At 43.6% G+C, this 23,564-nt stretch carries 23 protein-coding genes and 4 pseudogenes; 14 read left to right on the top strand and 13 right to left on the bottom strand.

Annotation, left to right across the window (positions count from 1 at the left end; all coding sequences use genetic code 11):
* Positions 1–25: 25 nt before the first annotated feature.
* A pseudogene (gene mngA, locus ACED46_RS14465) lies at positions 26–1,960 on the bottom strand (PTS 2-O-a-mannosyl-D-glycerate transporter subunit IIABC).
* Positions 1,961–2,276: 316 nt separating this feature from the next.
* Here mngA and ACED46_RS14460 point away from each other — a divergent pair.
* From ACED46_RS14460 to dcuC, 4 genes are all read left to right on the top strand, one after another.
* Positions 2,277–2,999, top strand: a complete 723-nt coding sequence (locus ACED46_RS14460; RefSeq protein ID WP_017070592.1) for a GntR family transcriptional regulator — start codon at positions 2,277–2,279, stop codon at positions 2,997–2,999.
* Between the two features lie 215 nt (positions 3,000–3,214).
* On the top strand, positions 3,215–3,415 hold the full coding sequence (locus ACED46_RS14455) for a hypothetical protein (RefSeq protein ID WP_080582262.1): 201 nt from the start codon (positions 3,215–3,217) through the stop codon (positions 3,413–3,415).
* Positions 3,416–3,438: 23 nt separating this feature from the next.
* On the top strand, positions 3,439–3,690 hold the full coding sequence (locus ACED46_RS14450; RefSeq protein ID WP_133151380.1) for a hypothetical protein: 252 nt from the start codon (positions 3,439–3,441) through the stop codon (positions 3,688–3,690).
* A 375-nt stretch (positions 3,691–4,065) separates the two neighbouring features.
* Positions 4,066–5,433 (top strand): anaerobic C4-dicarboxylate transporter DcuC, encoded by a 1,368-nt coding sequence (dcuC, locus tag ACED46_RS14445; RefSeq protein ID WP_017062608.1) that lies wholly within the window; start codon positions 4,066–4,068, stop codon positions 5,431–5,433.
* Between the two features lie 202 nt (positions 5,434–5,635).
* Here the strand turns inward: dcuC and ACED46_RS14440 are convergent, their stop codons facing one another.
* Together ACED46_RS14440 and narQ are read right to left on the bottom strand one after the other, a co-directional pair.
* A complete protein-coding gene (locus ACED46_RS14440) occupies positions 5,636–6,268 on the bottom strand; it encodes a response regulator (RefSeq protein ID WP_017062609.1) in 633 nt (210 codons plus the stop codon).
* Positions 6,255–7,985 carry a nitrate/nitrite two-component system sensor histidine kinase NarQ gene (gene narQ / locus ACED46_RS14435; RefSeq protein ID WP_371721748.1) on the bottom strand — a complete coding sequence of 577 codons (1,731 nt, stop codon included), beginning with the start codon at positions 7,983–7,985 and terminating at the stop codon, positions 6,255–6,257. The genes ACED46_RS14440 and narQ overlap by 14 nt, the downstream gene beginning before the upstream one ends.
* Positions 7,986–8,238: 253 nt before the next feature.
* On the opposite strand from narQ, the gene napF reads away from it, so the two are divergent.
* The 6 genes from napF to ACED46_RS14405 all read left to right on the top strand — a co-directional run bounded on the left by napF (position 8,239) and on the right by ACED46_RS14405 (position 12,880).
* Positions 8,239–8,718, top strand: coding sequence for a ferredoxin-type protein NapF (napF, locus tag ACED46_RS14430; protein ID WP_017062611.1), 480 nt, complete (start codon positions 8,239–8,241; stop codon positions 8,716–8,718).
* A gap of 23 nt (positions 8,719–8,741) precedes the next feature.
* Positions 8,742–9,047 carry a chaperone NapD gene (locus ACED46_RS14425; protein ID WP_017062612.1) on the top strand — a complete coding sequence of 102 codons (306 nt, stop codon included), beginning with the start codon at positions 8,742–8,744 and terminating at the stop codon, positions 9,045–9,047.
* Positions 9,044–11,533 (top strand): periplasmic nitrate reductase subunit alpha, encoded by a 2,490-nt coding sequence (napA, locus tag ACED46_RS14420; RefSeq protein WP_102320774.1) that lies wholly within the window; start codon positions 9,044–9,046, stop codon positions 11,531–11,533. Before ACED46_RS14425 ends, napA begins: the two co-directional genes overlap by 4 nt.
* A 125-nt stretch (positions 11,534–11,658) precedes the next feature.
* Positions 11,659–12,120, top strand: coding sequence for a nitrate reductase cytochrome c-type subunit (locus tag ACED46_RS14415; RefSeq protein ID WP_017062614.1), 462 nt, complete (start codon positions 11,659–11,661; stop codon positions 12,118–12,120).
* Between the two features lie 29 nt (positions 12,121–12,149).
* Positions 12,150–12,731, top strand: a complete 582-nt coding sequence (locus ACED46_RS14410; protein ID WP_009845456.1) for a NapC/NirT family cytochrome c — start codon at positions 12,150–12,152, stop codon at positions 12,729–12,731.
* Between the two features lie 11 nt (positions 12,732–12,742).
* The gene (locus tag ACED46_RS14405) at positions 12,743–12,880 is read left to right on the top strand and encodes a TIGR02808 family protein (RefSeq protein WP_010430103.1); all 138 of its coding nucleotides are present in this window, start codon (positions 12,743–12,745) and stop codon (positions 12,878–12,880) included.
* A gap of 127 nt (positions 12,881–13,007) precedes the next feature.
* On the opposite strand, the gene phaC is transcribed toward ACED46_RS14405, so the two are convergent.
* The 5 genes and pseudogenes from phaC to ACED46_RS14380 form a co-directional block, all read right to left on the bottom strand.
* On the bottom strand, positions 13,008–14,834 hold the full coding sequence (phaC, locus tag ACED46_RS14400) for a class I poly(R)-hydroxyalkanoic acid synthase (protein WP_371721747.1): 1,827 nt from the start codon (positions 14,832–14,834) through the stop codon (positions 13,008–13,010).
* Positions 14,835–14,909: 75 nt separating this feature from the next.
* The gene (locus ACED46_RS14395) at positions 14,910–15,257 is read right to left on the bottom strand and encodes a phasin family protein (protein ID WP_017062616.1); all 348 of its coding nucleotides are present in this window, start codon (positions 15,255–15,257) and stop codon (positions 14,910–14,912) included.
* A gap of 130 nt (positions 15,258–15,387) precedes the next feature.
* On the bottom strand, positions 15,388–16,599 hold the full coding sequence (locus ACED46_RS14390; protein ID WP_029236542.1) for an acetyl-CoA C-acetyltransferase: 1,212 nt from the start codon (positions 16,597–16,599) through the stop codon (positions 15,388–15,390).
* A 26-nt stretch (positions 16,600–16,625) separates the two neighbouring features.
* Complete coding sequence (locus tag ACED46_RS14385) at positions 16,626–17,366, bottom strand: SDR family oxidoreductase (protein ID WP_017062618.1); 741 nt, start codon at positions 17,364–17,366, stop codon at positions 16,626–16,628.
* A gap of 530 nt (positions 17,367–17,896) precedes the next feature.
* Positions 17,897–18,439, bottom strand: a pseudogene (locus tag ACED46_RS14380) (hypothetical protein); the annotation flags it as partial.
* Between the two features lie 108 nt (positions 18,440–18,547).
* On the opposite strand from ACED46_RS14380, the gene ACED46_RS14375 reads away from it, so the two are divergent.
* Both ACED46_RS14375 and ACED46_RS14370 read left to right on the top strand, forming a co-directional pair.
* Positions 18,548–19,123 (top strand): hypothetical protein, encoded by a 576-nt coding sequence (locus tag ACED46_RS14375; protein WP_371721746.1) that lies wholly within the window; start codon positions 18,548–18,550, stop codon positions 19,121–19,123.
* Between the two features lie 269 nt (positions 19,124–19,392).
* Positions 19,393–19,635 carry a hypothetical protein gene (locus ACED46_RS14370; protein WP_017062621.1) on the top strand — a complete coding sequence of 81 codons (243 nt, stop codon included), beginning with the start codon at positions 19,393–19,395 and terminating at the stop codon, positions 19,633–19,635.
* Positions 19,636–19,804: 169 nt separating this feature from the next.
* On the opposite strand, the gene ACED46_RS14365 is transcribed toward ACED46_RS14370, so the two are convergent.
* Positions 19,805–20,263 carry an Lrp/AsnC family transcriptional regulator gene (locus tag ACED46_RS14365; RefSeq protein WP_017062622.1) on the bottom strand — a complete coding sequence of 153 codons (459 nt, stop codon included), beginning with the start codon at positions 20,261–20,263 and terminating at the stop codon, positions 19,805–19,807.
* 149 nt (positions 20,264–20,412) lie between these two features.
* Between ACED46_RS14365 and ACED46_RS14360 the strand changes: the two genes are divergently transcribed.
* Positions 20,413–21,342, top strand: coding sequence for a DMT family transporter (locus tag ACED46_RS14360; protein WP_371721755.1), 930 nt, complete (start codon positions 20,413–20,415; stop codon positions 21,340–21,342).
* A gap of 158 nt (positions 21,343–21,500) precedes the next feature.
* A pseudogene (locus ACED46_RS14355) lies at positions 21,501–21,602 on the top strand (exoribonuclease R); the annotation flags it as partial.
* On the opposite strand, the pseudogene ACED46_RS14350 reads toward ACED46_RS14355, so the two are convergent.
* The 4 genes and pseudogenes from ACED46_RS14350 to ACED46_RS14335 form a co-directional block, all read right to left on the bottom strand.
* Positions 21,577–21,681 (bottom strand): annotated as a pseudogene (locus tag ACED46_RS14350) (DNA-binding response regulator); the annotation flags it as partial. The pseudogenes ACED46_RS14355 and ACED46_RS14350 sit on opposite strands and share 26 nt — an antisense overlap.
* An 81-nt stretch (positions 21,682–21,762) precedes the next feature.
* The gene (locus ACED46_RS14345; protein WP_017072230.1) at positions 21,763–22,443 is read right to left on the bottom strand and encodes a spondin domain-containing protein; all 681 of its coding nucleotides are present in this window, start codon (positions 22,441–22,443) and stop codon (positions 21,763–21,765) included.
* A gap of 9 nt (positions 22,444–22,452) precedes the next feature.
* Positions 22,453–23,136, bottom strand: a complete 684-nt coding sequence (locus tag ACED46_RS14340; protein WP_065583911.1) for a spondin domain-containing protein — start codon at positions 23,134–23,136, stop codon at positions 22,453–22,455.
* Entirely contained in the window at positions 23,129–23,269 is a 141-nt protein-coding gene (locus ACED46_RS14335; protein ID WP_017067451.1) for a hypothetical protein, read from the bottom strand. Before ACED46_RS14335 ends, ACED46_RS14340 begins: the two co-directional genes overlap by 8 nt.
* Positions 23,270–23,564 lie beyond the last annotated feature (295 nt).

Raw genomic sequence — 23,564 nt, 5'->3', positions numbered from 1 at the left:
AGTTAGGAGCTAACTCAAAATTCAGTTAGTTCTGTGTTGCAGTACTTGCTTCAAATTTACCCTTTTTTACCGCGTGACCACGCCACATCAGAAGAGTAATGGTTGAAATCACTGTGCCGACAATCGCAGCACCGAACCAGATTGCAGCAGCAGAGAATGCGCCTAAACCAGAATCGTGTAACAAGAAAATAGAGAAGATACCTGCGCCCGGAGTGGATAGACCAATACCTGCCGCACCCACCATTGCACCTGTTACTACAGAGCCTAGTAAGAATGAGCCGATTACACGGATTGGATCTTCAATCGCCATTGGGATTGCACCTTCAGTAATACCCGCAAGACCAAGTAGCCATGTAGATTTACCGGTTTCAATCTCAAAGTCTTTGAATAAGCGTGGAGCAATCATGGTAGAAGCCGTTACCGTGAACGCCGATACCATTTTTACTGAGCCAAAGATTGCGTAAGGACCATAAACACCGTTTGCCATTGCACCTAAACAGAATGCGTAAGCAGCTTTGTTTACCGGACCACCTAGGTCGAATGATACAAACAGACCTAAAATTGCACCCAATAACAACGCATTGGTGCCTGACATACCGTTCAACCAGTCCGTTAAACCTTGGTTTAAGAACGCAACAGGTTTACCGATAACAAACAGCATCAAGCTACCCGCTACCAAAGTACCAATCACCGGGTAAAGGTAGAAAGTAAGGAAGCCGTTAAATGCAGGGCCTAAGCGAACATGCTCTTTCACCCAGCGCATCACGTAACCCGCAATCAAACCACCAACAACACCGCCTAGGAAACCTGAACCAATGATGTTTGCAGCAATACCCGCAGCAAAACCAGGACCAAGTGCCGGTTTGTCGGCTAATGAGTAAGCAGTGTAAGCTGCCAGTACTGGCACCACTAATGTACCTAATAGGCCGCCACCTAATTTACGATACATCCACAGCCAAGAATCTTTTGTTGCGTAAAGCTCTTGCAGGTCAAAAATTTGCGCAATAAGAACAGCAACCGCAAGAACAGTACCACCAGCAACGATAAGAGGAACTGCGTAAGAAATACCAGAAAGCAGCGCTTGTTTAAGCTCAGTTTTCAGTGGCAGTTTTTTCGGTTTGTCATCAGTAGCCACTGTACGCTCTGCACCGTTACCTTTTTTCGACTCTTCAATCGCTTCATTTAGAATGCGTTCACCGTGTTAAATCGGTTCTGCAACTGGCGTTTCAACACGAGGGATTCCGTTAAAACGATCCACTTCTTTAATCGCGACTTCAGCAGCAAAAACACACGCCACAGCATTGTTTAATTGCTCAGCCGTCAAACGATCTTCAATGCCATTTGCGCCCTGCTTTTCAACATGAACCTTGTAGCCAAGCTTTTTGCCCGCTTTTTCAAGGTATTCTGCAGCCATATAGGTGTGAGCAATGCCTGCAGGGCAAGCAGTAACACATACAATTGTCGGCGCATTTATATCTAAGTTGTCTTGTTTTTCTTCTTGCTGATTATCGCCATCAAGAAGCGCGAAGATTTCATCAGCGGTTGTTGCTTTTAATACTGCTTCACGAACATCGTCATCAACCAATGTGGTTGTCAGTTCGGTCAGCAGGTGCATGTGGGTAGAACCCGCTTCTGCATTTGGAATGGCAATTAGGAAGATAAGATTCACATCTTCGTCTTCATCTAGGCCTTTCCATTTCATGTCTTCTTTCAATGTTGCAACAGCGAAACCAGCTTCTTTAACCGCGTCAGTCTTGCCGTGCGGTACTGCTAGGCCTTCGCCAAGCGCTGTCGGGCCTTGCTCTTCACGAGCAAATACTGCATCAAGATATTCTTGTTTGTTGTGCAGTTTGCCTTGCTGATTCAGTTGGTCAGCAAGTGCGTAAATCGCTTCTTCTCGACTGCTAAACGTAGTTTGCAGATTTACGAGCGACTTATTCGTTAGAGTAGTAAGTTTCATAACCTTTGTCCCATAGTCACGGATTAGTACGACAGTCGTCCCTGTCGACGAGATGAATAATACAACCTCAAGACATTTAATCCGTGATCACGATCCATCAATACATATTTGCATTTAATTTGTATTTAAAATATATTGGTAAATCCTTTAAGAAAGCTTGTTATGTATCGTTTAATTTGTATTATATGTACTACAAAACGCCGATACGATGCTCACACTAACCTTTAAAGCAAAGCTTATATAGAGCAAATTTACGTATTTAAGGTACAGGTTGTTAATCAAAGTCTAGTTGTCCTAGCGCACAAATGAGGCAAAAATGGCAAGACTCCCTATGTATCGCCAAATCGCCGATGCAATAAGAGAAAAGATCAGTTCTGGAGAATATAAAGTTGGAGAAGCACTCCCAACGGAAGCGCAATTGCGTGAAGTATTCTCGGTAAGCCGCGTAACGGTTAGGCAAGCACTGAAACTACTGATCGAAAACGATGAGCTTGAAAGCGTTCAAGGCAGCGGCACTTACGTAAAAGAGAACAAGATCAATTACGACATCTACAAACAGTCGAGCTTTCAAGAAAAGTGGGCGCATTTGGATGTGGTTACACACAGTGAAGTTCTGGCCTTCGAAATGAAGCCGTGTTCTTTGGCGATGTCTGAACATTTAGATATCAAAGAAGGCGAATTGGTTTTCTACGTAAAACGTGTTCGTTTCATAGACAACAATCCAATCACGGTTGAAGAAACTTGGTTACCTGTTGCTCTATTCCCAGATCTCACCTATCAAGTGATGCAGACATCAAAATACGACTTTATTGAGAACACCAAAGGCATGGTGATTGATCGAAGTGAGCAGGAATTGGTACCGATTCTTCCGCCTGAAGACGTTGCTAAACAGTTAGGTATTGACCCTGCTCAACCGATTATTGAAAAACGTACTCGTGGTTACCTAGCTAACAACACAGTATTTGAATACAGCCGCAACTACTTCACATCTAACGATTACCGATTCACTTTGGTCGCCAGACGCCAAAGATCAGGCTGAATCTAGCACCGCATATAGCCAACACAGAGGACGCCTGTTCTCTGTATTGGTGCGCATTCCCTACTCATCACACTGCTTTCAACCACTCCAAATATTCCTAAACCGATATCAAATAACCTCACGAAAGATCATTCACCTTCATTTAAATACTGTTCGCGCGCTTTGACCATAAACTAAGCGCCAAATTACAAGAACAACAGTCGACAGGAATGTAGATGAATACCAAACAACTTGAGGACGCTGTAAGTGAAGTGAGCTTATTCAATCAGCACCTCCACTTAATCCAATCCGTGCATACCATTCCGACCCCAAAAATGAATTGGGAGTCGATTGCGATGGAACCTGCGCCGACAATGCCAACGGTTCGATTCGATCACTGTCTACTCATCAGACTAACACTTAGTTCGTCGTGTTAAATCACTTTATATACAAAACCATTATGTCGAAACACACTATCTCACGAACATCGCACCCATTAGCAAATACAATTTCATACACACGATTCCTACCAAAGCTACCTTTAGTTCTAATCGCTTTCTCTATGCCCCTATTCGCAGAAGAAGTTGAAGAAGTGGTACTCGAGGACGAAGTCGTATTAAATGAAGGTTCTGAGTTAAACGAAGAAGCTGAAGAATCGCCTTATTATAACTTGTGTTTTAGCGCTTACTTATGGGAAGTAAGTAGGCGTTAAACATAAGTAATCTTTAAACATAAGTAGGCTTCAAAGCTAAGATTCTCACCTCTTTACCCCGATAAATACCCACTTCGTTACACGTTTCCTTCCAAAGTACAAAAAACACTCACGATTTATAAACGAAACCTCCATATGCAACTAGAACAACCAAAGGTGATCCAAGTTATATTCTAACGAGCCGCAAAATTTGTTTATTAACATCTAAACAACAGTAGTTAATCACGATTTACAACCACAATTAACATCGAAAAAATGTTTGTCTTAGATCATATCAACCTCAACTATGCCTCGTGCCACAGTGCAGTTTTCTGTACATTCATTGTCATATTCTGAAACACTTTCTTATATTTTTTAAACTTTGTGGAGATTTCTATGTTAGAGCTCTTGATCGGATTAGTGATTACTATCGCTGTTGGTTACTTTATTGTGAAAGGCTATAAAGCGGCAGGTGTATTACTGACAGCTGGCCTTGCCCTACTTCTTATTACTGGCCTTATAGGTCACACAGTCTTACCCGCTAAGGTCGCTTCAACAGGTAACATGGTTACCGACTCACTAGAATTCGTTAAGTACATGCTTCAGTACCGTGGAGGCGGCCTAGGCATGCAAATCATGCTTCTTTGTGGCTTTGCTTCTTACATGACGCATATCGGCGCAAACAATGTGGTCGTAAAACAATTCTCTAAACCGCTTGCTGCTATCAAATCTCCATACGTACTTCTTGTTGCGGCTTACATCGTAGCGTGTCTAATGTCTCTAGCAGTAAGTTCTGCAACAGGCCTTGGCGTGCTATTGATGGCGACCCTATTCCCAATGATGACGGCAATGGGTATTTCTCGTCCAGCAGCGGTGGCGGTTTGTGCATCACCTGCAGCCATCATTCTTTCACCAACGTCGGGTGATGTGGTTATCGCAGCAGAAAAATCAGGTATGTCTCTTGATGTGTTTGCTGTTCAAACGGTACTGCCTGTTTCTATCTGTGCGATCATCGTGATGGCGGGTGCGGCTTTCTTCTGGAACAAATACCTAGATAAGAAAGAAAACACACCAATGGAAAAAGTAGACGTTTCTGAAATCGAAACAACGGCGCCGGCTTTCTACGCTGCACTTCCATTCCTACCTATCATCGGCGTTTTCCTATTCAACGGTCGTACGATTCCAGGGCTTTCACTTGATATCTACACTATTGTGGTAGGTTCTATCTTCGTAGGCGCAGTTATCGATTACGTTGTTAAGAAGTTTGACGGCGAGAAAACACTAGAAGATCTAGACTCTTGCTACCAAGGCATGGCTGACGCGTTCAAAGGCGTGGTAATGCTGTTGGTTGCGGCGGGCGTATTTGCTCAAGGTCTAATGTCTATCGGTGCAATTGATAACCTAATCGGTCTTGCCGAATCTGCAGGCGCAGGCGGCATCGCATTGATGCTTATCCTCACAGGTCTAACGGTTGCTGCGGCAATTGCGACAGGTTCAGGTAATGCACCTTTCTATGCATTCGTAGAACTGGCTCCATCATTAGCGGCGAAAATGGGCTTGAACCCAGCGTTCCTAATCATCCCAATGCTTCAAGCATCGAACCTAGGTCGTACAATTTCACCAGTATCTGGCGTAATCGTAGCGACTTCTGGTATGGGTAAAATCAGCCCATTTGAAGTCGTAAAACGTACGTCTGTACCCGTAATCTGTGGTCTTATTACGGTTATCTTCGGTACGCTTGTATTGGTTCCAATGTCGGCGTAAGCCTTAAGTTTCTAATCTCAAAGAACGAAGAACAAACGAACACCAATACTGAATATAAAATGCGTAAACAAAAAGGCGCTGAACTTAATAAGTTCAGCGCCTTTTTTAATGTCACTTTCTCAACATCGTTAAAACTATCGAGACATGTACAAAATGTATAAACAGTCAGGCTTGAAATAGTGTTATCTCAAAGGACCAAGCCCTACTTCATTTCACCATAGCGTTCTAGATACAGAACCGTTGCAGCGGTACGGGAAGGCACTTGCAGCTTTTTCAACAAGCTTTTCATATGTACCTTAACTGTCGATTCAGAAATAAACAGGTGATCGGCGATCTGCTTATTACGGTAACCTTTCGCGACTTCTTGAAGGATCTGCATTTCACGTTCAGTCAGTTGTTCGAAGATATCATTGCGGCTTCCAGCATCATTTAGGTAACGAGCAACCACACTGCTGTAAGCCTTGTCACCGCTGTGTGCTTGCTTAAGCAGTTCAATTAACTCATCGGGTTCAGTGTCTTTCAACAAGTAGCCATCAGCGCCTGCTTTTACAATCGCTTCAATGTCTGCAGGGCTATCAGAAACCGTTAGAATAACAATGTTTGCGCTAGAACCGTCAGTGCGAAGTGCTTTCAAGGTATCTAAACCAGACATGCCCTTCATATTGAGATCCAAAAGGATCAAATCAGGTTCTTCTTCATGAGCAAGAGCAACCGCTTCAGTGCCGTTACTTGCTTCTGCAATCACTTCGAATTCGTCTTCAAAGCTCAGTAATTGGCTTATACCTCTGCGCATCAATGGATGATCATCAACCAGCATTACTTTACAAATCGTCAACTTTAACTTCCTTCAAACTTTTATATTTCAATATGACTGTACAGCCTTCACCTTGCGCCGCTTCAATCGTCAAGTCGCCATTCAGTCTTGCCGCACGCTCCTGCATAATGCTCATCCCGTAGTGGTTCACCTTGGAACTACTTGAGTCAAAGCCATCTCCATTATCTTTTATCACGACTAATACTTCACCGTCCTCATCGATACAGCATACATCTATCAAGTCGGCATTGGCGTGTTTTATTGCATTTATTGTTGCTTCACGAATCAATTGAAGCAAGTGAACCTGACTATGCGCATCAAGCTCGATCGATGAGAGATTATTAGTGAGGTTAATCTTCGCATCGGTTCTCTCGCTGAGCGCCTCAAGCATGGTACTTAAGGCGTCTCCAAAGTTGCCCTCTTTAATGGTCAACCTAAATGTGGTGAGTAGCTCTCTTAACTGGGTATAAGCGTCGGCTAAGCCGTTTCCGATCTCAGACGCGATTTGTTCAGATTGCTCTCGGTGCTGTTGCTCTGGCAGTTTGCCAATCACACGCTTTAATAGTGTAACTTGAATTTTCAAGTACGACAGTGATTGAGCCAATGAATCGTGGAGTTCACGTGCAATCGTGGCACGCTCTTCCATGATAATAAGCTGTTCAGCTTTCTTTTGAGCACGATTGTAGTAGATCGCTCTCGATAGCAGTTGAATGAAGCTTTCGATCAGAGCTTTAGTTGAGTGCCCGTGGTGATATGAACAGTATAAATAGCCGAGAATAAGTTCGTTATCGTCGAGTTTCATCTCAAACTTTTCGTAGTCTAAATTCGAATCGTAACCTTCATCCATAATCAATGAACGGCCTGAGTTATCGACAATCTCGAGCCTCAGTGATCCAATCCCTTCCAAGCTCACGAGATGCTGCAAGATAGCTCGGAAGTTTTCAGGAGCAATACGCGTCACCGTGAGCTCTTGTGACGAGTTATAAAGTGCCTGCAGCGACTGGTTCGCATTTTGCAGCTCAATCGTCTTTGCATCCACCACATCTTCAAGGTTTCGATAAAGCACGCCTAAATCTTTGGCCATCGAGTTGAAGGTTTTGGTCAAAATGCCCATTTCGTTGTTACTGGTCACCTTGAGTTCTACCTCGAAGTCGCTGTTTTTGATTCTTTGGCTCGCACCGACAAGAGCATGTAGCGGTTTAACAACCTGTTTACGTACAAAGTGAACAACAAAAAGAGATATGACCAGAATCCCACCAAGGCCGATACCACCAGCCCACGATAACTTTATTAACTTGTCTTCAGAGAACTCTTGCAGCTTATAAACGAAGCCATCGATTTCAGCCACGAAGTTTTTAACCAACACGAGATAGTGATCGCGCTCTTCGCTATTCAAGACCTGTTTTAGCTCATGCCAACGGCCGATAATTAAATAGTAATCTTCTGTGATGTCTGTCGGAACATTCCAACTGACCAAATTAGTCATGGATGGCGAGTAAAGAGAACTTTCGAATTCACGAATATGAGATTCATAATCGACAGATTCTATTTGAATATCATGGGCTAAACGGTAGCTTTGCATTCGCATTGAACCGGCCACGTTAACCGCTTCCGCATCATTCAAACTTGAAGCCAAAGTAAAGATGGCAAAGCCAGTCGTAGCAACCGACAACAGCAGTATAGAGAGCAAAGATTTTGCTATCGTACTTGTTACAGATGAAACCGGTTTTATAAGCAAAAGTGCCTTCCTATTGATAAATGACTTGCCAGCGATATCGTATTGTCACACATCAAAAATCATAGCTCCATTCAATATGTGATCACTCGCTCCGTAATTTATTGATCTAAGACAATATATGCCCCCAATTAGCCCTTAGGGGGTATTTATACAATTGTTTCTAAAACTACACTACTTGTGAGGACTCATTACAAGATATTAATAGAATAATGACCTACGATTACAACATCTTAGTAACATCTATAGGTATCTAGTGGTAGATCTATCAAAACGCCGTCTTTTTTCAAGACGAAAAGTTGACTCAAGCCAGATTCGTTTGCCTTGGATTGACAGCCTAGAAAGCTTTACAGATGACTGTACTCGCTGCGGTAAATGCATCGAGAGTTGTGAGACTAAGATAATCATTGTAGGCGATGGTGGTTTTCCCACTGTAGATTTCTCTATTGATGAGTGTACGTTCTGCTATCAATGTGCAGATGTTTGTCCCGAACCCATTTTTAAGCCAAAGCAAGGAGAGCCTTGGCAAGCAAAAGCACAAATCTCTGATAAGTGTTTAGCGCAACAAAATGTTGAATGCCGAAGCTGTGGTGACATGTGTGAACCTATGGCCATTCAATTTGAACTTAGAGCAGGCAGTGTTGCTCTACCAAAAATCGAGTTAGATGAGTGTAGCGGTTGTGGGGCCTGCGTAGCAATTTGCCCTACTTCGGCTATTCTTGTGAGTAATGCATAAAACAAAAATAACGAGAGCAATTTATGGCACTAAATGAAGTGCATATATCAAGTTTAGTCGTGCATGTGAGCCCTGAGCATCTAAATGAGATCAAAGCGGAGATCGATCAATTCGATAACGCTGAAATCTACGGAGATAGCCCTGAAGGCAAAATCATCGTGGTCCTAGAAACTGAAAACCAAGGTTTTGTAACGGACACCATCGAAGCAATAAACAACATTAAGAACGTTTTGGGGACAGCTTTGGTTTATCACCAAATCGAAACTGGACTCGACGAAACGGATTTAGAAACTGGAAGTAACAATTCTCAACTTGAGGGTGAAGTATGAAAATGACAAGACGTGCGTTTGTGAAAGCAAACGCAGCTGCATCAGCGGCAGCCGTTGCAGGTGTAACTCTACCGGCAACAGCAACCAACTTGATTGCTAGCTCTGATCAAACAAAAATCACGTGGGATAAAGCGCCTTGTCGTTTTTGTGGTACGGGCTGTTCAGTACTAGTAGGTACTCAAAACGGTAAAGTGGTTGCGACTCAAGGCGATCCAGAAGCTCCTGTAAACAAAGGCCTTAACTGTATCAAAGGCTACTTCCTTTCAAAAATCATGTACGGCAAAGACCGTCTAGAACAACCTCTTCTTCGTATGAAAGATGGTGAGTTCCATAAAGATGGTGATTTCGCACCCGTATCTTGGGACAAAGCGTTCGACGTGATGGCTGAGAAATGGAAAGCTTCACTGAAGAAGAACGGTCCAACAGGTGTTGGTATGTTCGGTTCAGGTCAATGGACAGTAATGGAAGGCTACGCAGCCGTTAAGATGATGAAAGCGGGTTTCCGTTCAAACAACATAGATCCAAACGCTCGTCACTGTATGGCTTCTGCTGTAGTAGGCTTCATGCGCACTTTCGGTATTGATGAGCCAATGGGTTGTTACGATGACTTTGAACACGCAGACGCATTCGTACTGTGGGGTTCAAACATGGCAGAAATGCACCCAGTACTATGGACTCGTATTACAGACCGTCGTCTAAGCCACCCACACGTTAAAGTAAACGTACTGTCTACTTACTACCACCGTTCTTTCGAGCTTGCAGACACGGGTTACATCTTCGAACCTCAATCAGATCTAGCAATTGCTAACTTCATTGCTAACTACATCATTCAAAACGATGCCGTTAACTGGGACTTCGTGAACAAGCACACGAACTTCAAGCAAGCAACGACAGACATCGGTTACGGTCTGCGTGACGATGATCCACTACAGAAAGCAGCCGCAAACCCTAACTCAGGCGAAATGACTGCTATCTCTTTCGAAGACTACAAAGCGTCTGTTGCTGAATACACAGTTGAGAAAGCGTCTGAAATGTCAGGTGTATCTCAAGAAGACCTTATCAAGCTGGCTAAGCAATATGCCGATCCAAACATCAAAGTAATGTCACTTTGGACTATGGGTATGAACCAACATACTCGTGGCGTATGGATGAACAGCCTTGTGTACAACATCCACCTTCTTACAGGTAAGATTTCTACTCCAGGTAACAGCCCATTCTCACTAACTGGCCAACCGTCAGCGTGTGGTACAGCGCGTGAAGTTGGTACATTCGCTCACCGTTTACCTGCCGATATGGTGGTTGCTAACCCTAAACACCGTAAAATTGCAGAAGATATCTGGAAACTTCCAGAAGGCACCATTCCACCGGTACCCGGCGCTCACGCTGTTCTTCAAGACCGTATGTTGAAAGACGGTAAAATCAACGCTTACTGGGTAATGTGTAACAACAACATGCAAGCGGGTCCAAACATCAACACTGAACGTCTGCCAGGTTACCGTAACCCAGATAACTTCATTGTATGTTCTGACCCGTACCCAACGGCAACAGCTCAAGCGGCTGACCTCATCCTTCCAACAGCAATGTGGATTGAGAAAGAAGGCGCTTACGGTAACGCAGAGCGTCGTACACAAGCATGGTACCAACAAGTGAAAACTGTAGGTGAAGCTAAGTCTGACCTATGGCAAATCATGGAATTCTCTAAGCGCTTCACTATTGAAGAAGTTTGGGGTGAAGAACTGGTTGCGAAAATGCCTGAGTACCGTGGCAAAACCATGTACGACGTGCTTTACAAAAACGGCAACGTTGATGCATTCCCACTGTCTGAAGCTCAAGAGCTTAACGACGATGCACAAGCTCAAGGTTTCTACGTTCAAAAAGGTCTATTCGAAGAATACGCAGCCTTTGGTCGCGGCCACGGTCACGATTTAGCACCATACGATCGCTACCACCAAGTTCGTGGTCTACGTTGGCCTGTTGTTGACGGTAAAGAGACACTATGGCGCTTTAAAGAAGGTTCAGATCCATATGCTAAGAAAGGTTCTGATTGGGACTTCTACGGCAAACCAGATGGTAAAGCACTGATCATCAATGCACCATACGAAGCGCCACCTGAAGTACCAAACGATGAATACGATATGTGGCTATGTACAGGTCGTGTTCTTGAGCACTGGCACACAGGTACTATGACTCGTCGTGTACCAGAACTTTACAAAGCAGTACCGGATGCACTTTGTTACATCCACCCTGCTGATGCTAAAGCTCGTGGTCTTCGCCGTGGTGATGAAGTTCTTATCGAAAACAAACGTGGTGAAGTACGCGTTCGTGTTGAAACTCGTGGTCGTAACCGTCCACCACAAGGCTTGGTATTCGTACCATTCTTTGATGCAAGAATTCTGATCAACAAGTTGATCTTGGATGCAACGGATCCTCTGTCTAAACAGACGGATTACAAGAAGTGTCCAGTTAAGATCACTAAGGTCGCTTAAGGACAATATGTTCTTACCACTTAGCTCGTAGATCTGACGTTTTTAATATTGCGACTGCTTTTTTCGTTACTTTTTGAAAGAAGTAGTCCACTCAAAGAATTAGCCTTTAGGCGGAGAAATTAACCATGAAAAAACTGATTACTGCCCTACTATCAGCTGGTCTTTTGCTAGCTGGTGCAGTTCAAGCTGAAGCTGAACTGGATAACCCAGGCGGCATTGGTGGCGTAGAATCTCTACGTGGTGCAAGTGAACTTGAAGCAACTCGCGCAGCAGATGACTTCAAAAAGTTCCCTCGTGACCAAGTACTTGAGAGTGACTACGTATACCAACCACCTCTAGTGCCTCATACTATTCGTAGCTATGAAGTTTCTCTTAACGCTAACAAGTGTCTTTCTTGCCACAGCTGGAAAAACGCAAAAGAAATGGGTGCTACTAAAGTGAGTGTAACTCACTACATGAACCGTGAAGATGCGGTACTTGCAGACGTATCACCTCGTCGTTACTTCTGTCTACAGTGTCACGTACCTCAAGCTAATGCTAAGCCACTAGTTGAGAACGAGTTCAAACCTGTAGATTCACTGCGTTAATCGTAGCCGGACTGTAAGAGAGGCTATATATGATAAAATTACTTAAAGCGTTTTGGAAAAGACTTGCGACACCAAGCAAAGCAGCCGTAGGCGTTGTTTTGTTCTTGGGTTTCTCGGGTGGTCTTTTGTTCTGGGGTGCATTCAACACGGGTATGGAGGCAACCAACACGGAAGAATTCTGTTCTGGCTGTCACGCACCTATCGTTGCTGAAATCCAAGAGACAATTCACTACTCTAACCGTTCTGGTGTTCGTGCTATCTGTTCAGACTGTCACGTTCCTCATGAATGGACAGATAAAATTGTTCGTAAGGTTCAAGCATCTAAAGAGCTATACGCACACTTTATTGCGAAAACCATCAATACTGAAGAAAAGTTCAAAGCACGTCGTGCTCACCTAGCGGAACGCGAATGGGCTCGATTGAAGAAGAACGATTCACTTGAGTGTCGTAACTGTCACCAGTTCGATTACATGGACTTCTCAGAGCAGAGCCCCCGTAGTGCGAAACAACACTCGACTGCGCTAGCTTCTGGTGAAAAAACGTGTGTAGACTGTCACAAAGGTATTGCACACAAACTACCAGACATGCACGGCGTTGAAGGCTGGCAATAAGGAGCGTTTGAATGAGTACTTTAGAAAGCGTAATTTGGCACATCCTAGGTTACAGCGCTATGCCAGTTATCATTCTTGGTGGCTTTGCAGGTGTTGCAGCCGTATCTCTTTGGATTTTATCTATGGGTAAAGACAAAGAAATCGATTAACAATCGAGATTCCATCAACTTCTACCAGATAATTCTGATATGAGTTGATACGAAAAAGCCACTGATTTCAGTGGCTTTTTTATTATCTGACGTTGTGTATCTTTATAATTGAATGTGACTTAACGCCCTAAGCTTCGTTTTCTGGCGCTTCTTTCTCTGCGGTCTCTTTATCAACCTGCTCTTGATCGACAATCGGCAGCACCTGTTTTACATAGTTGCCTGGCGCTTTGCCAATCACAGGATTAAGCTCTGAGCCTTGATTGAAAGGTTCGATTTTTTCGTCAGTTTCAAAACCTTGTAGCCACTGATTCCAGTGTGTCCACCAAGACCCCTCATTATGAGTCGCATTAGTTAGCCACTCATCCGCCGAGTCGTCTAGGTTGTCATTCAGCCAGAACCCGTACTTCTTCTTATCTGGATGGTTAACAATACCCGCGATATGACCAGATTCACCAAGCACGAACGTCTTGTTGCCACCGGTATTCAAGGCACCACGGTAAGTCCCCTGCCAAAGCGCGATATGATCTTCTTTCGCTGAAATGAAGTAGCTTGGTATTTTTATCTTATTGAGATCAATCCAGACACCGCCTACTTTCACGCCTTTGTCTTGAACAAGTTTATTCTCAAGGTAAAGCTCACGCAGCAAGAAATTATGGCATTTAGCTGCAACGTTAGTGCTGTCACTGTTCCAGTACAACAGATCAAACTCCATTGGGCTGCTGCCTTTTAGGTAGTTATCAATGTAGTAGTTCCAATACAGGCTGTTTTCACGAAGCAAACTGAATGTCACGCTTAATGAACGACCATCCATGAATCCTTTAGCATCGTTCTGTTTCTCAATGGCGTTAATGATCGTTTCATTGATATATGCGCCAACCTCTCCCGGCTGAGAGAAGTCTAATAGAGTCGTAAAAAAGGTCGCAGTTTTAATGCGTTTCTTCATTCTTTTAGCAGCATAGTAAGCGACCGTTGAAGCGAGAACAGTACCACCAATGCAGTAACCTGCAGCATTGATTTGCTCTTTACCCGTGATATCTTCAATTGCCGTCACGGCTTTCGCTACGCCTTCCGTGACATAGTCACCGAACTCTAAGTCTTTTTGCGCTTCACCTGGGTTGCGCCAAGACATCATGAAGACGCTGTGCCCTTGCTCAAGCAACCAACGAACCATTGAGTTCTTTTCACGAAGGTCGAGAATGTAGTACTTATTGATGAATGGAGGAACGATCAACAAAGGCGTGGCGTTCACCTGAGGTGTTTTTGGGTAGTATTGAATAAGCTCGAACAGATCATTTTGAAAAACGACATCACCTTCCGTGTTCGCAACATCAACACCTAATCGGAAGGCATTATTGTTGGTCATACGGATCTTGAGGATATCCGCGCTCGCTTCAACGTCAGCTTGTAGCTGCTCTAGCCCATCTAGCAAGTTCTCACCATTGCGCTCAAGCGTTAGCTTCATCAACTCTGGGTTAGTCGCAATGAAGTTATTAGGAGAAAGAGCATTGATAGCCTGACGTGAAAAGAACGCCACACGTTCCTTGGTTTTCTCGTCTATGCCTTCGATTGAATTAATGGTGTCTATATAGCTTTTGCTGAATAACAAATAAGACTGCTTGATAAAGCTGTAAAACGGGTCATTTTTCCACGCTTCATCAATAAAGCGTTTATCACTGCGCTCTTCAGTAATGACGCTTTCGGTATTACCCATCAGTGCGGCATTTTGCCAAATCTTAAGTTGCTGTTCCCACCACTGGGATTGTAACTGAAGGAGAACGGCGGGTTGGTTAGCGGCTTGCTCGAAGATTTTTGACGCATCATCAAAATTCAACTCTTGCATCGCTTGATTTAGGGGAGATTGCGCGGCTTCCTTGTTTTGTTCAAAGTTTTCCCACCATTGCTGGTTTGTTTGTTGAAGTTTAACAAGGTAGTCCGAAAAGAAGTGTTGAAACATAACATGACTCCAATAATCGGAAAATCGCCACCGAGCCTCACAGTAAACACTGTGCTGACTCGATGGCGATTTTATTTATGCAGGTGTAACTGTTTTCAAGTTTTCAGTTGTTAGTGTTTCAACATCTTCTTTGAACTCTTTTGCAGCAGCTTGCATTTTTGAGCTATCACTCATCATCTGTTGAGACAATTGAGTTAGCGCTGCTAGTTGCTGGCTGTTGAACGCCGTTAGGCTAGTCACGTCTTTGATTTCAGTCACTGCTTTCATTTGCGCAAGACCCATGTTCGTGTAAGTCTGCATTGCATTCATTTGCAGTTCTGTCATCGTTTGGACGTTCTTTGCAACCAACTTGTTGAACTTTAAGTACGGTTCAAATTGCTTTTCAGTTTGGTCAGTAATTGTTTTGAAAATATCCGTGTACATAAGTAACTCCTGATGAATACATAGTTTAATAAATTTGTGTCACTATCGTTTCAGCCAACGCTCATCGATTAACTCGCGATGCTTTGAAAAGCTGATCCGATATTTAAGCTTGCTACCGATATATCAGGCTCTAACCTTCAATACCTTTTAGCAAAACAGCGGTTCCCATTCCCCCACCCACACAGAGTGAAGCAACGCCATAAGTCGTTTTCTGTTCAAGCATTTCATGGATGAGTGAAACAATAATTCGATTGCCTGAAGCACCTAAAGGATGGCCAAGCGCGATTGCACCACCATTCACATTGACCTTTGGCTTGAACTCATCAAGCGGTAAGTCATGCTGCTCTGACAATTGGTACATTACGCCAAGAGCTTGTGCTGCAAACGCTTCATTCAATTCAAACAAATCTACTTCTTCTAGAGTGAGATTCGCCTTATCAAGCGTTTTAGAAACGGCTTCTACTGGGCCTAAACCCATAATCTTTGGATCTAATCCAGACTGTGCGTAGCTCGTTAGCTCTACCAGTGGTGTCAGTCCGTATTTCGCTACTGCACTCTCTGAGGCTAAGATGATTGCACTCGCGCCATCATTGATGCCCGAAGCGTTACCTGCCGTAACAGACCCTTCACGGTCAAAAGCTGGACGAAGCTTTTGCAGACCTTCGAATGTCGCGTCTGACTTCGGATACTCATCGGTATCAAAAGTGACGGTTTGTCTGCGCTGCTTAACTTCTACAGGCACGATTTGCTCGTTAAACTTACCCGCCTCAATCGCAGCAACGGCTTTTTGTTGGCTTTCTAAGGCATAGTTATCTTGAGCTAGGCGCGAAATATTCAACGTGTTCGCGATATTTTCAGCGGTCATGCCCATGTGGTAGTGATTAAACGCATCGGTTAAGCCATCACCAACCAGTAAGTCTTTCATTGAGATGTCACCCATTTTGTGACCATTACGAACGCTCGCTGGTACCACAAAAGGAATTTGTGACATCACTTCAACGCCAGCAGCAATAACCACTTCAGCATCTTGTGCTTTGATGTGCGCCGCTGCGTCCATCACTGATTTCATTCCGCTGCCGCAAATCATGTTCACGCCGTATGCTGGTGTTTCCTCAGGAAGCCCTGCATAGATGGAAGCCTGACGAGCAACCCCCATGCCTTGACCTGCCGAAATCACGTTGCCGACGATTACTTCATCAATCGCATCTAACGAAAGATCGACAGACTCAAGTGCACCTTTGATCGCAACGCCAGCCAGTTCACCCGCAGATACGTTTTTTAGCGACCCGGTAAATGCACCAATAGGAGTGCGCTTAGCCGCAACAATAAATACTTTTTCCATCATTCCAACCCCTTCAGTTTCGCCAATTACTGCATGTACAAGCCGCCATTCACAGACAATGTTTCGCCTGTAATGTACGCGCCAGATTCACTCGCTAAAAAGCCCACTGCGTCTGCAATTTCAACAGGTGTTGCTAAGCGTTTCATCGGAATTTGGTTCTTGATTGAATCCAGTACTTCAGGCTTCATTTGCTCAACCATAGGAGTTGCTGTGTAGCCAGGGGCAATCACGTTCACGGTTACGCCGCTACGAGCGCCTTCTGCAGCCAAAGCTTTAGAAAAACCAATCATTCCAGCTTTCGCTGCTGAGTAGTTAGTCTGTCCAAATTGACCTTTAAGACCATTGACGGAAGAGATGTTGATGACACGGCAGTTACCTTTCTCACACATAGGAGCGAACAAAGGTTGAGTCACGTTGAACAGACTGTTTAGGTTTGTTTCAATCACGTCTTTCCACGCTTCGGCATCCATCTTTTTAAAGACGCTATCACGTGTAATACCTGCGTTATTGACTAGTACATCCACCGTGCCTTCTTCTTCTAACAACTTGCTTAAGCTCAGCGCACATTCCGCAGTATTGGTAACATCTAATTCAAACAATCTCACTTGATCTTCGGTGAATTGTTTTTCGTTAAACCAATCCAAGGCACATTGGTAATTTCCAGTAAAATAAGTCGCGATAACACGATAGCCGTCTGCAACTAATTTAGAGGAAATTGCTGAGCCGATACCGCCTTTTGACCCTGTAATTAAAGCAAGCTTTTTCATTAATGGTTCCATCCCTTACAAGCAATTAAATAACAATGATGTTAATAAGATAATGTCTTAGTTGATAATTAAACTTTACGTTTTTCTTTAATTAAACCCTACAACTCAAAATCAAAAATTATTATTACAAATATAAAATATTTTCGTATTATGATTAAAAACTAGACTTGCATCCCAAAACCAATGAAATGTTACGAATATGTAAACCAACACAAGGCTCTGATATTAATAAGGTTTATTTAATTTTACTTTTATCACCAAGCAGGTAAGCCTTTGTAAATACGAGATAAATCTATATCTCTCAGCTTGTTTCAAGAATAATGCAATGTGGGAGTTTGAAATGATTGATCACGAGAATAATAGCAAAATTCTTATTAGCTATTATTAAATGGTTCCTAATAATTCTATATAAGCTTCAATATAATTAACGTTCTAAATGGGGAAGATGAGCATTATGAATAGACAAAAAAAGCCCACTCAATCTATGAGTGGGCTTAAGTAAATAGCATTAATAAATAGAGCGTGGGATCTTACTTCGTAAATATTTCATTTGTATTTACATCAAGATAAATTTTGTTTTCAAGGGACAACCCACCACAATAAATAAAATAGACATCTCTGTGACTGTACTTAACAGATTTCACCCATCCGCCTAATTCTTCAAAATCACTTGGGGCACACTCCCCCTCAGAGATCAGTTTAGCCACCGAATTACGGAATTTTTCTTGATGGATCTTGAGGTCATCAGACTTAACCAAATAGGAATCCAATATCTCTTTGCTTTCTTTTTCCGAAATAATGACTTCATCATTCGATAAGCCTGACATAGAGACCCATTCCGCCGTCTGTGGGCCGCCTTCTTTAAGGACTATATAGTCTGAGATACGTGCCCATTCGCCTTGTTTCTCGAGTACCACCACCTTTTCCCCTTTATAGAGGTAATCTGTTATCAAGCCATCAATTTCAGGTTGCTCGACCACTTCAAGCTTTCTCTCCAAAACGTAAAATTCCGTCTGCTCGGGTTCAGGCTGAAGATCCATGATGGGTACAAGGTCAGATTCAGATTGCTCGGTAGCTTCTAACGCCGGCTCTTCCGTTATAGGTATGTCTCAAGTGTACATCAACTCATGCTGCTGCTCATCTATACTCTCAATAGAGCGCACGGTAAGTAGAGGAAAGTCATGAGTTTTTGGGGGAAAGTTATCATTGTAAGCGTAACTTTGAGTGCCAATGTCGCTCTAGCGAATCATTGTGACCGTGAAAACTGGCAAACACTGTTGGATCGTCAGCTCTCTTTTGAAGGTCGCTATAGTCAGTACACCAAAGAGTTCAACCAAGTTCTTTCAACCTATGAGTCACAGACATTGTTATCTAAACACTTTAATGAAAAGCAGATCATTGAGCTTTGGGCAAAGTACGAAGAAAGGTTTAATGTGCAGCTCAATAGTCATATGAATACCGCGTATGACGTCTCCGAGGTTTTGCTACAACAGGCGTATTTTGTGTCTAGTGAACTTGAAGGCGCTGACTCTCTAGCGTATTCATGGCAAGCCGTCGCCAAACACTGCACCAAAGCAAAACTCCCACGCCAGGCAGAAAGCGCGCAGGTGCACGTCCAAAGCTCACAATCACTCTCCCGAGATCTCCATACACTCAGTGAAAAATTCCGTCAGCTGTCTTCAAAATACCGCAGAGAAGCGACGATGATTGATGAAGCGCGCCACATAAACCAACCAGCAAACGATGCATCAAACTGAAATCACCATTAGATTCTCTCACTCGTTCGACTGGACTTTTCCGATAAATATGCTCAATCCCATTCATAATATTCTAAGAACTCGTTAATCAAAGCTTTATCAATAGGTTGTAAAAGTAATGTGCTATCTATCAACAATGAAGTTCAATTTCCGACCAATGCAAGCGAGTATGTGAGATATTCATCACAAAATAGATTTACAAACGCCAGAAAATTGTTATCATGAATCTTCATATAACTTAATAACAAGAAACATTTTGGCTAGGTAATATGCAAAAGACTATGGCTTTCAACTGCTTGAGTAACACGGAATGGACTGCAGAGATAAGAGGTAAACTTTTATCTGTAGCTAAACACATGGAAGAGTTCGGTTCAGTAAGTGAGCTAGAGCTATGTAAGATATTTGGAGAGACAATTTGGAATGACGGCGTGGATTATCATTCACATGCTTTTTCATTCAGAATTAATGCACAAACTGGGGATTGTTCAATCTCTAACTTTAAGTATCACTAAGTTTTGCACCTATCATATACGGAGTACCTTTCACGAGGTGCTCCGTTTTTTATTGCCTGAAGCCTGACACTTAATGGATGATTTTTGATATTGACCGCGCTTCTACTTCAGGAGTAAACCATTTCGTTTTCAGCTCATTCTGCCTTCGTGTTACTGCTCAGAGTTTGGCTTAATCGGTATAAATTGGCAGTGGTGCATTGCCTTTTACTTGTCTTATCGCAAGGTGGGTATGAATATCTTTCACGTTAGAGAGCCTTTGAAGTTTTCTTGTAAATGCCTCGTAGGCCATCAAGTTCGGGCTAACCACTTCTAGCAAATAGTCATAAGCCCCAGATACAACGTGGCAACTGATCACCTCTTCCATCTCTACAACAGCCGCCTCAAACTTATCTATCGACACTTCTTGGTGGTTGTTTAGGCTCACCTCAACAAACACACTCATTGCGATGCCGACTTGTTCTCGTGACAAGCTCACACGATAACCGTCAATAATGCCCTTTTCTTCTAGCCTTTTGACTCGTCTTGCACAAGGCGAAGGTGATAAACCCACTTCATCAGCAAGTTCAGCCGTGGTTAACCTGCCATCTTTTTGTAGCAGTTCGAGAAGATGCCTATCAATTCTATCCATAGTAAATGCCAAACATTAGTTAAATCCGTTAATTATTTGGTGAATATTAGCAGAAATCATCAACGATAGTTCAAGTTTAGCCAAAACTTGCCAACCTGTGGCACACCAACTGTTCCATAATGAGTCATCACCCACTCTCCTTCTATATTATGAATCTTGGCTACTTATCTATTACTGTCACCCTACTCATTTGGGCGAGCTTTTTTCTTTCTCTTAAAGGCGGCGCAAATTCAGATTTAACACCTGCCGATATCGCTCTCACAAGATTTCTCATACCGGCTTTGGTGTTATTGCCTTTGATGTGGAAAGCACGCAGCGCAATTGCCGTCGTCCCTAAACGGTATCTAACGGGTATGTTCGTAGGTAGCGGATTACCTTATCTGCTTGTTGCCGGAACGGCCATGCAGTTTGTTCCGGTATCTCATGGCAGTGCTCTTGTTCCGGGCACGCTTCCTCTGTTCGTTACAGGAATTGCGGTACTCTTTTTTAAGCAGCCACTCAGCCGACATCGTGTTGTTGGTTTAGGTTTGGTTTTGCTCGGCATACTGTTGTTTTTAGGGAGTAGCTTAAGCAGCTTCAACTTCGAATACACCAAAGGTCATTTGTTGTTTTTATGCGGAAGCTTAATGTGGGCGATGTTCACCATCTCAGCCCGTGTCGCTAATCTTAATGCGTTAGTCAGTGCCGGTTTTATTTCTCTCTGTTCTACTTTGCTTTTACTCGTCCTAATCCTGACTGGAACCCTCCCAAGCCACCTAATGGACACACCAATCGCTAATTGGCCCTTCACGGAGCTTGCCGTTCATTCAACAGTGCAAGGCGTTGGGGCGGGTTTAATCGCTGCGTTCACTTACCTTTATGCGGTTAATTCCTTAGGGGCTGAACGCTCTGCCGCTTTTGGCAGTGCAACACCCGCAGTGGCGACCTTGTTGGCGATCCCACTATTCAACGAGATTCCTGATGCGATGACTTGGCTCGCCCTTGGTTCTATTTGCATCGGCAGTTTGGTCGCGAGCAACATATTCATGAGAAACGACCAGTCGATGCAGTACCAACCGCCAAGCCATAGCAAAGCCTGATACTGCGTTCAAACCTAAATACAGTTCCCCTAAGCATCGATTTTAGGGCTTGTAGTACACAGATAAGCCTGCCAACGCAGGCTTATCTAAAATCTGCTTTTTCTAAACTCGCTTCTCCATTAAACTGTCCGACCTTTTTGCAGATCCAAGAGAACACCATGCAACGCGACTACACCTTAAATTGCTTAATCACCATGCCTCGCCATGAACTAGAAGAATTTAGTTTAAGAATGATTCATCGCCTTGTACCTGAAGATGCATCTGCACCAGTTCAGCCAAGTCATCATCGTCTTCAACCAACAATATGTTTGCCATCAAATTTACCGCAGCACTATTCATGATCCCTGCTCTATTCTGAGTCCGCCCACCTTTCAATTGACCGGAACAGAGCAGGAATTCTTTCATCGTGCTTTCAACCTGTTACTGAGTTCGAGTAATGGTGATTCTTGCACCGGGGTTAAGGAAACGATGATTTGCACTTAAAGTAGAAGTCGTAAGGCCATCATCTTGGCTGATTACGCCAGAGTGAAAACTCACTATATCGGTGTCGTCTCGTGTGGTATTAAAACCTTCACCACCGCCTGCTGGTCCCGGAATGGTTGCAGCAAGCTCATCGTTCAGCTCAGTTCCCGAATCCCAAACATTCATGTTCATGGTAAAGGTATCACCCACCGCTAATGACTTGAGCGATAATCCGGATTCGCCGACAAACGCATCATTGGTGTTCACCAACATGGAAGCAACTGAGATATACCCTTCTTGATTTGGGTCGACACGAATCGACACCGTGTCTTGCTCACCTGAAAGAATCAGTCCATTGCCTGAGATGCCTTGATAAACATTGGCGTCACTGTCACTGAGCGCAAGCAATTGTGCATTACTACCCCCTTCCGCCAAGTATTCCAGATCGACAGAGGCACTTTGCCCAACTTCAAACAGATCAAAATTCGTATTGTGAGTCAACACCGCGAGTGGTGACATTGGTTGATTGGGGGTGAGGTTAGTAACACTCACATCATAGCGATAGTAATCGTCGTCATCGTCCGGACAACCCGCTAACACAGCTACTGATGCAGCGATAAATAGAATTCTAGCTTTCATACATCCCCCTTACTTCACAACAATGGTGATAGTTGCAACAGGGTTTAACCATCGATGGCTACTGCTATCGAGGTCACTGATGCCGCCCGCCGCATCACCATCACCAATGTTACCTGGATGAATATGAACCTTAGCGTTTGATACTGCCGTTTCTACACCTGTGCCACCAGCGCCAAAGGTAATGAATGGAGGGTTCGGCATACTGCCCGCCAGCTCATCATTGGCTTCTGTGCCTGCGTCATAACCATTTAGAGTCGCTTTGTAGGTGCCCGCTTGAGTTGGGATCTTCCAGCTATCTAGACCAACAAAGCCGTCGTTTGTCGGCAGCAACATTGCACCCAATGATAGGTACTCTAAATCACCAGTACTGATATCAAACGTAGTTGCGACGCCTGGGTTGAGGATGCCGGCCGCTGGGTTCTCAACCACCACGCCTCCCGCGTTGGCAATGACACCAGATAAACCTGAAATATCGCCACCTTCGGCCATGGACTCTAGTTCCGAAGAAGCCGTTTCACCCGTTCTAAACATGAACAAGCTTGAGTCATGAGCCGCCGCTAAGATAGGCGTAAAGTAGATCCCTTTCGTTGCATTAGTGACAGTGACTTCAAGCTCAGCAGCCTGAACTTGAGCCGCTCCGAAGGCCAACATAGCCGAGCTGATCACTAAGCTGATTTGAGTACGTTTATTCATTTTGATTCCATCCTTTATCGAGTCCTATCGTTGCCAACAAAACGAATAACAGCGATATACCGTTACCTTTGCCAGAACGAACTGTGGTGTTGTTGACTCTAAGAATGACGATCAAATCTATCAGCAACTTCATTGAATTCTCATAAAACTCTCACAAGTTTATCCAAACTTATTACTGCAAATAAAAATAGCGATAAAGTACTAATATTTAATCGAAAAATATCAATTTATCATTTACGTCAGAAGGGATAGAAAAGAAGATAAAGAATAGAAATGGAACGAATAAAACGCAAAAAGGCCGAATCGATTTAACGATTCGGCCTTTATTCTAGCGTACTGTTGTTACTCTTTCCTAAGCCGTATTTGGCCTTTCAATCGTAAGCGTCTTTAAATCGACACATTCAATCATCGAAACGAACGTCGTAACC

This window comes from Vibrio sp. 1S139 (assembly GCF_041439475.1).
In the GTDB taxonomy this organism is placed as follows: domain Bacteria; phylum Pseudomonadota; class Gammaproteobacteria; order Enterobacterales; family Vibrionaceae; genus Vibrio; species Vibrio crassostreae_C.
Note: the sequence above shows the minus strand (reverse complement) of the source record. Positions and strands in the feature narration are given on the sequence as shown.

What these genes read in the sequence shown, in the direction of transcription:
- ACED46_RS14405 (WP_010430103.1), top strand. Translation starts at nt 12,743, where the DNA reads ATGAGTACTTTAGAAAGCGTAATTTGGCACATCCTAGGTTACAGCGCT.
- ACED46_RS14370 (WP_017062621.1), top strand. Translation starts at nt 19,393, where the DNA reads ATGCAAAAGACTATGGCTTTCAACTGCTTGAGTAACACGGAATGGACT.
- ACED46_RS14390 (WP_029236542.1), bottom strand. Translation starts at nt 16,599, where the DNA reads ATGGAAAAAGTATTTATTGTTGCGGCTAAGCGCACTCCTATTGGTGCA.
- ACED46_RS14335 (WP_017067451.1), bottom strand. Translation starts at nt 23,269, where the DNA reads ATGAAGTTGCTGATAGATTTGATCGTCATTCTTAGAGTCAACAACACC.
- ACED46_RS14450 (WP_133151380.1), top strand. Translation starts at nt 3,439, where the DNA reads ATGTCGAAACACACTATCTCACGAACATCGCACCCATTAGCAAATACA.
- ACED46_RS14455 (WP_080582262.1), top strand. Translation starts at nt 3,215, where the DNA reads ATGAATACCAAACAACTTGAGGACGCTGTAAGTGAAGTGAGCTTATTC.
- ACED46_RS14340 (WP_065583911.1), bottom strand. Translation starts at nt 23,136, where the DNA reads ATGAATAAACGTACTCAAATCAGCTTAGTGATCAGCTCGGCTATGTTG.
- ACED46_RS14415 (WP_017062614.1), top strand. Translation starts at nt 11,659, where the DNA reads ATGAAAAAACTGATTACTGCCCTACTATCAGCTGGTCTTTTGCTAGCT.
- ACED46_RS14460 (WP_017070592.1), top strand. Translation starts at nt 2,277, where the DNA reads ATGGCAAGACTCCCTATGTATCGCCAAATCGCCGATGCAATAAGAGAA.
- ACED46_RS14425 (WP_017062612.1), top strand. Translation starts at nt 8,742, where the DNA reads ATGGCACTAAATGAAGTGCATATATCAAGTTTAGTCGTGCATGTGAGC.
- ACED46_RS14365 (WP_017062622.1), bottom strand. Translation starts at nt 20,263, where the DNA reads ATGGATAGAATTGATAGGCATCTTCTCGAACTGCTACAAAAAGATGGC.
- ACED46_RS14385 (WP_017062618.1), bottom strand. Translation starts at nt 17,366, where the DNA reads ATGAAAAAGCTTGCTTTAATTACAGGGTCAAAAGGCGGTATCGGCTCA.
- ACED46_RS14360 (WP_371721755.1), top strand. Translation starts at nt 20,413, where the DNA reads ATGAATCTTGGCTACTTATCTATTACTGTCACCCTACTCATTTGGGCG.
- phaC (WP_371721747.1), bottom strand. Translation starts at nt 14,834, where the DNA reads ATGTTTCAACACTTCTTTTCGGACTACCTTGTTAAACTTCAACAAACA.
- ACED46_RS14345 (WP_017072230.1), bottom strand. Translation starts at nt 22,443, where the DNA reads ATGAAAGCTAGAATTCTATTTATCGCTGCATCAGTAGCTGTGTTAGCG.
- napA (WP_102320774.1), top strand. Translation starts at nt 9,044, where the DNA reads ATGAAAATGACAAGACGTGCGTTTGTGAAAGCAAACGCAGCTGCATCA.
- ACED46_RS14395 (WP_017062616.1), bottom strand. Translation starts at nt 15,257, where the DNA reads ATGTACACGGATATTTTCAAAACAATTACTGACCAAACTGAAAAGCAA.
- ACED46_RS14410 (WP_009845456.1), top strand. Translation starts at nt 12,150, where the DNA reads ATGATAAAATTACTTAAAGCGTTTTGGAAAAGACTTGCGACACCAAGC.
- dcuC (WP_017062608.1), top strand. Translation starts at nt 4,066, where the DNA reads ATGTTAGAGCTCTTGATCGGATTAGTGATTACTATCGCTGTTGGTTAC.
- ACED46_RS14375 (WP_371721746.1), top strand. Translation starts at nt 18,548, where the DNA reads ATGAGTTTTTGGGGGAAAGTTATCATTGTAAGCGTAACTTTGAGTGCC.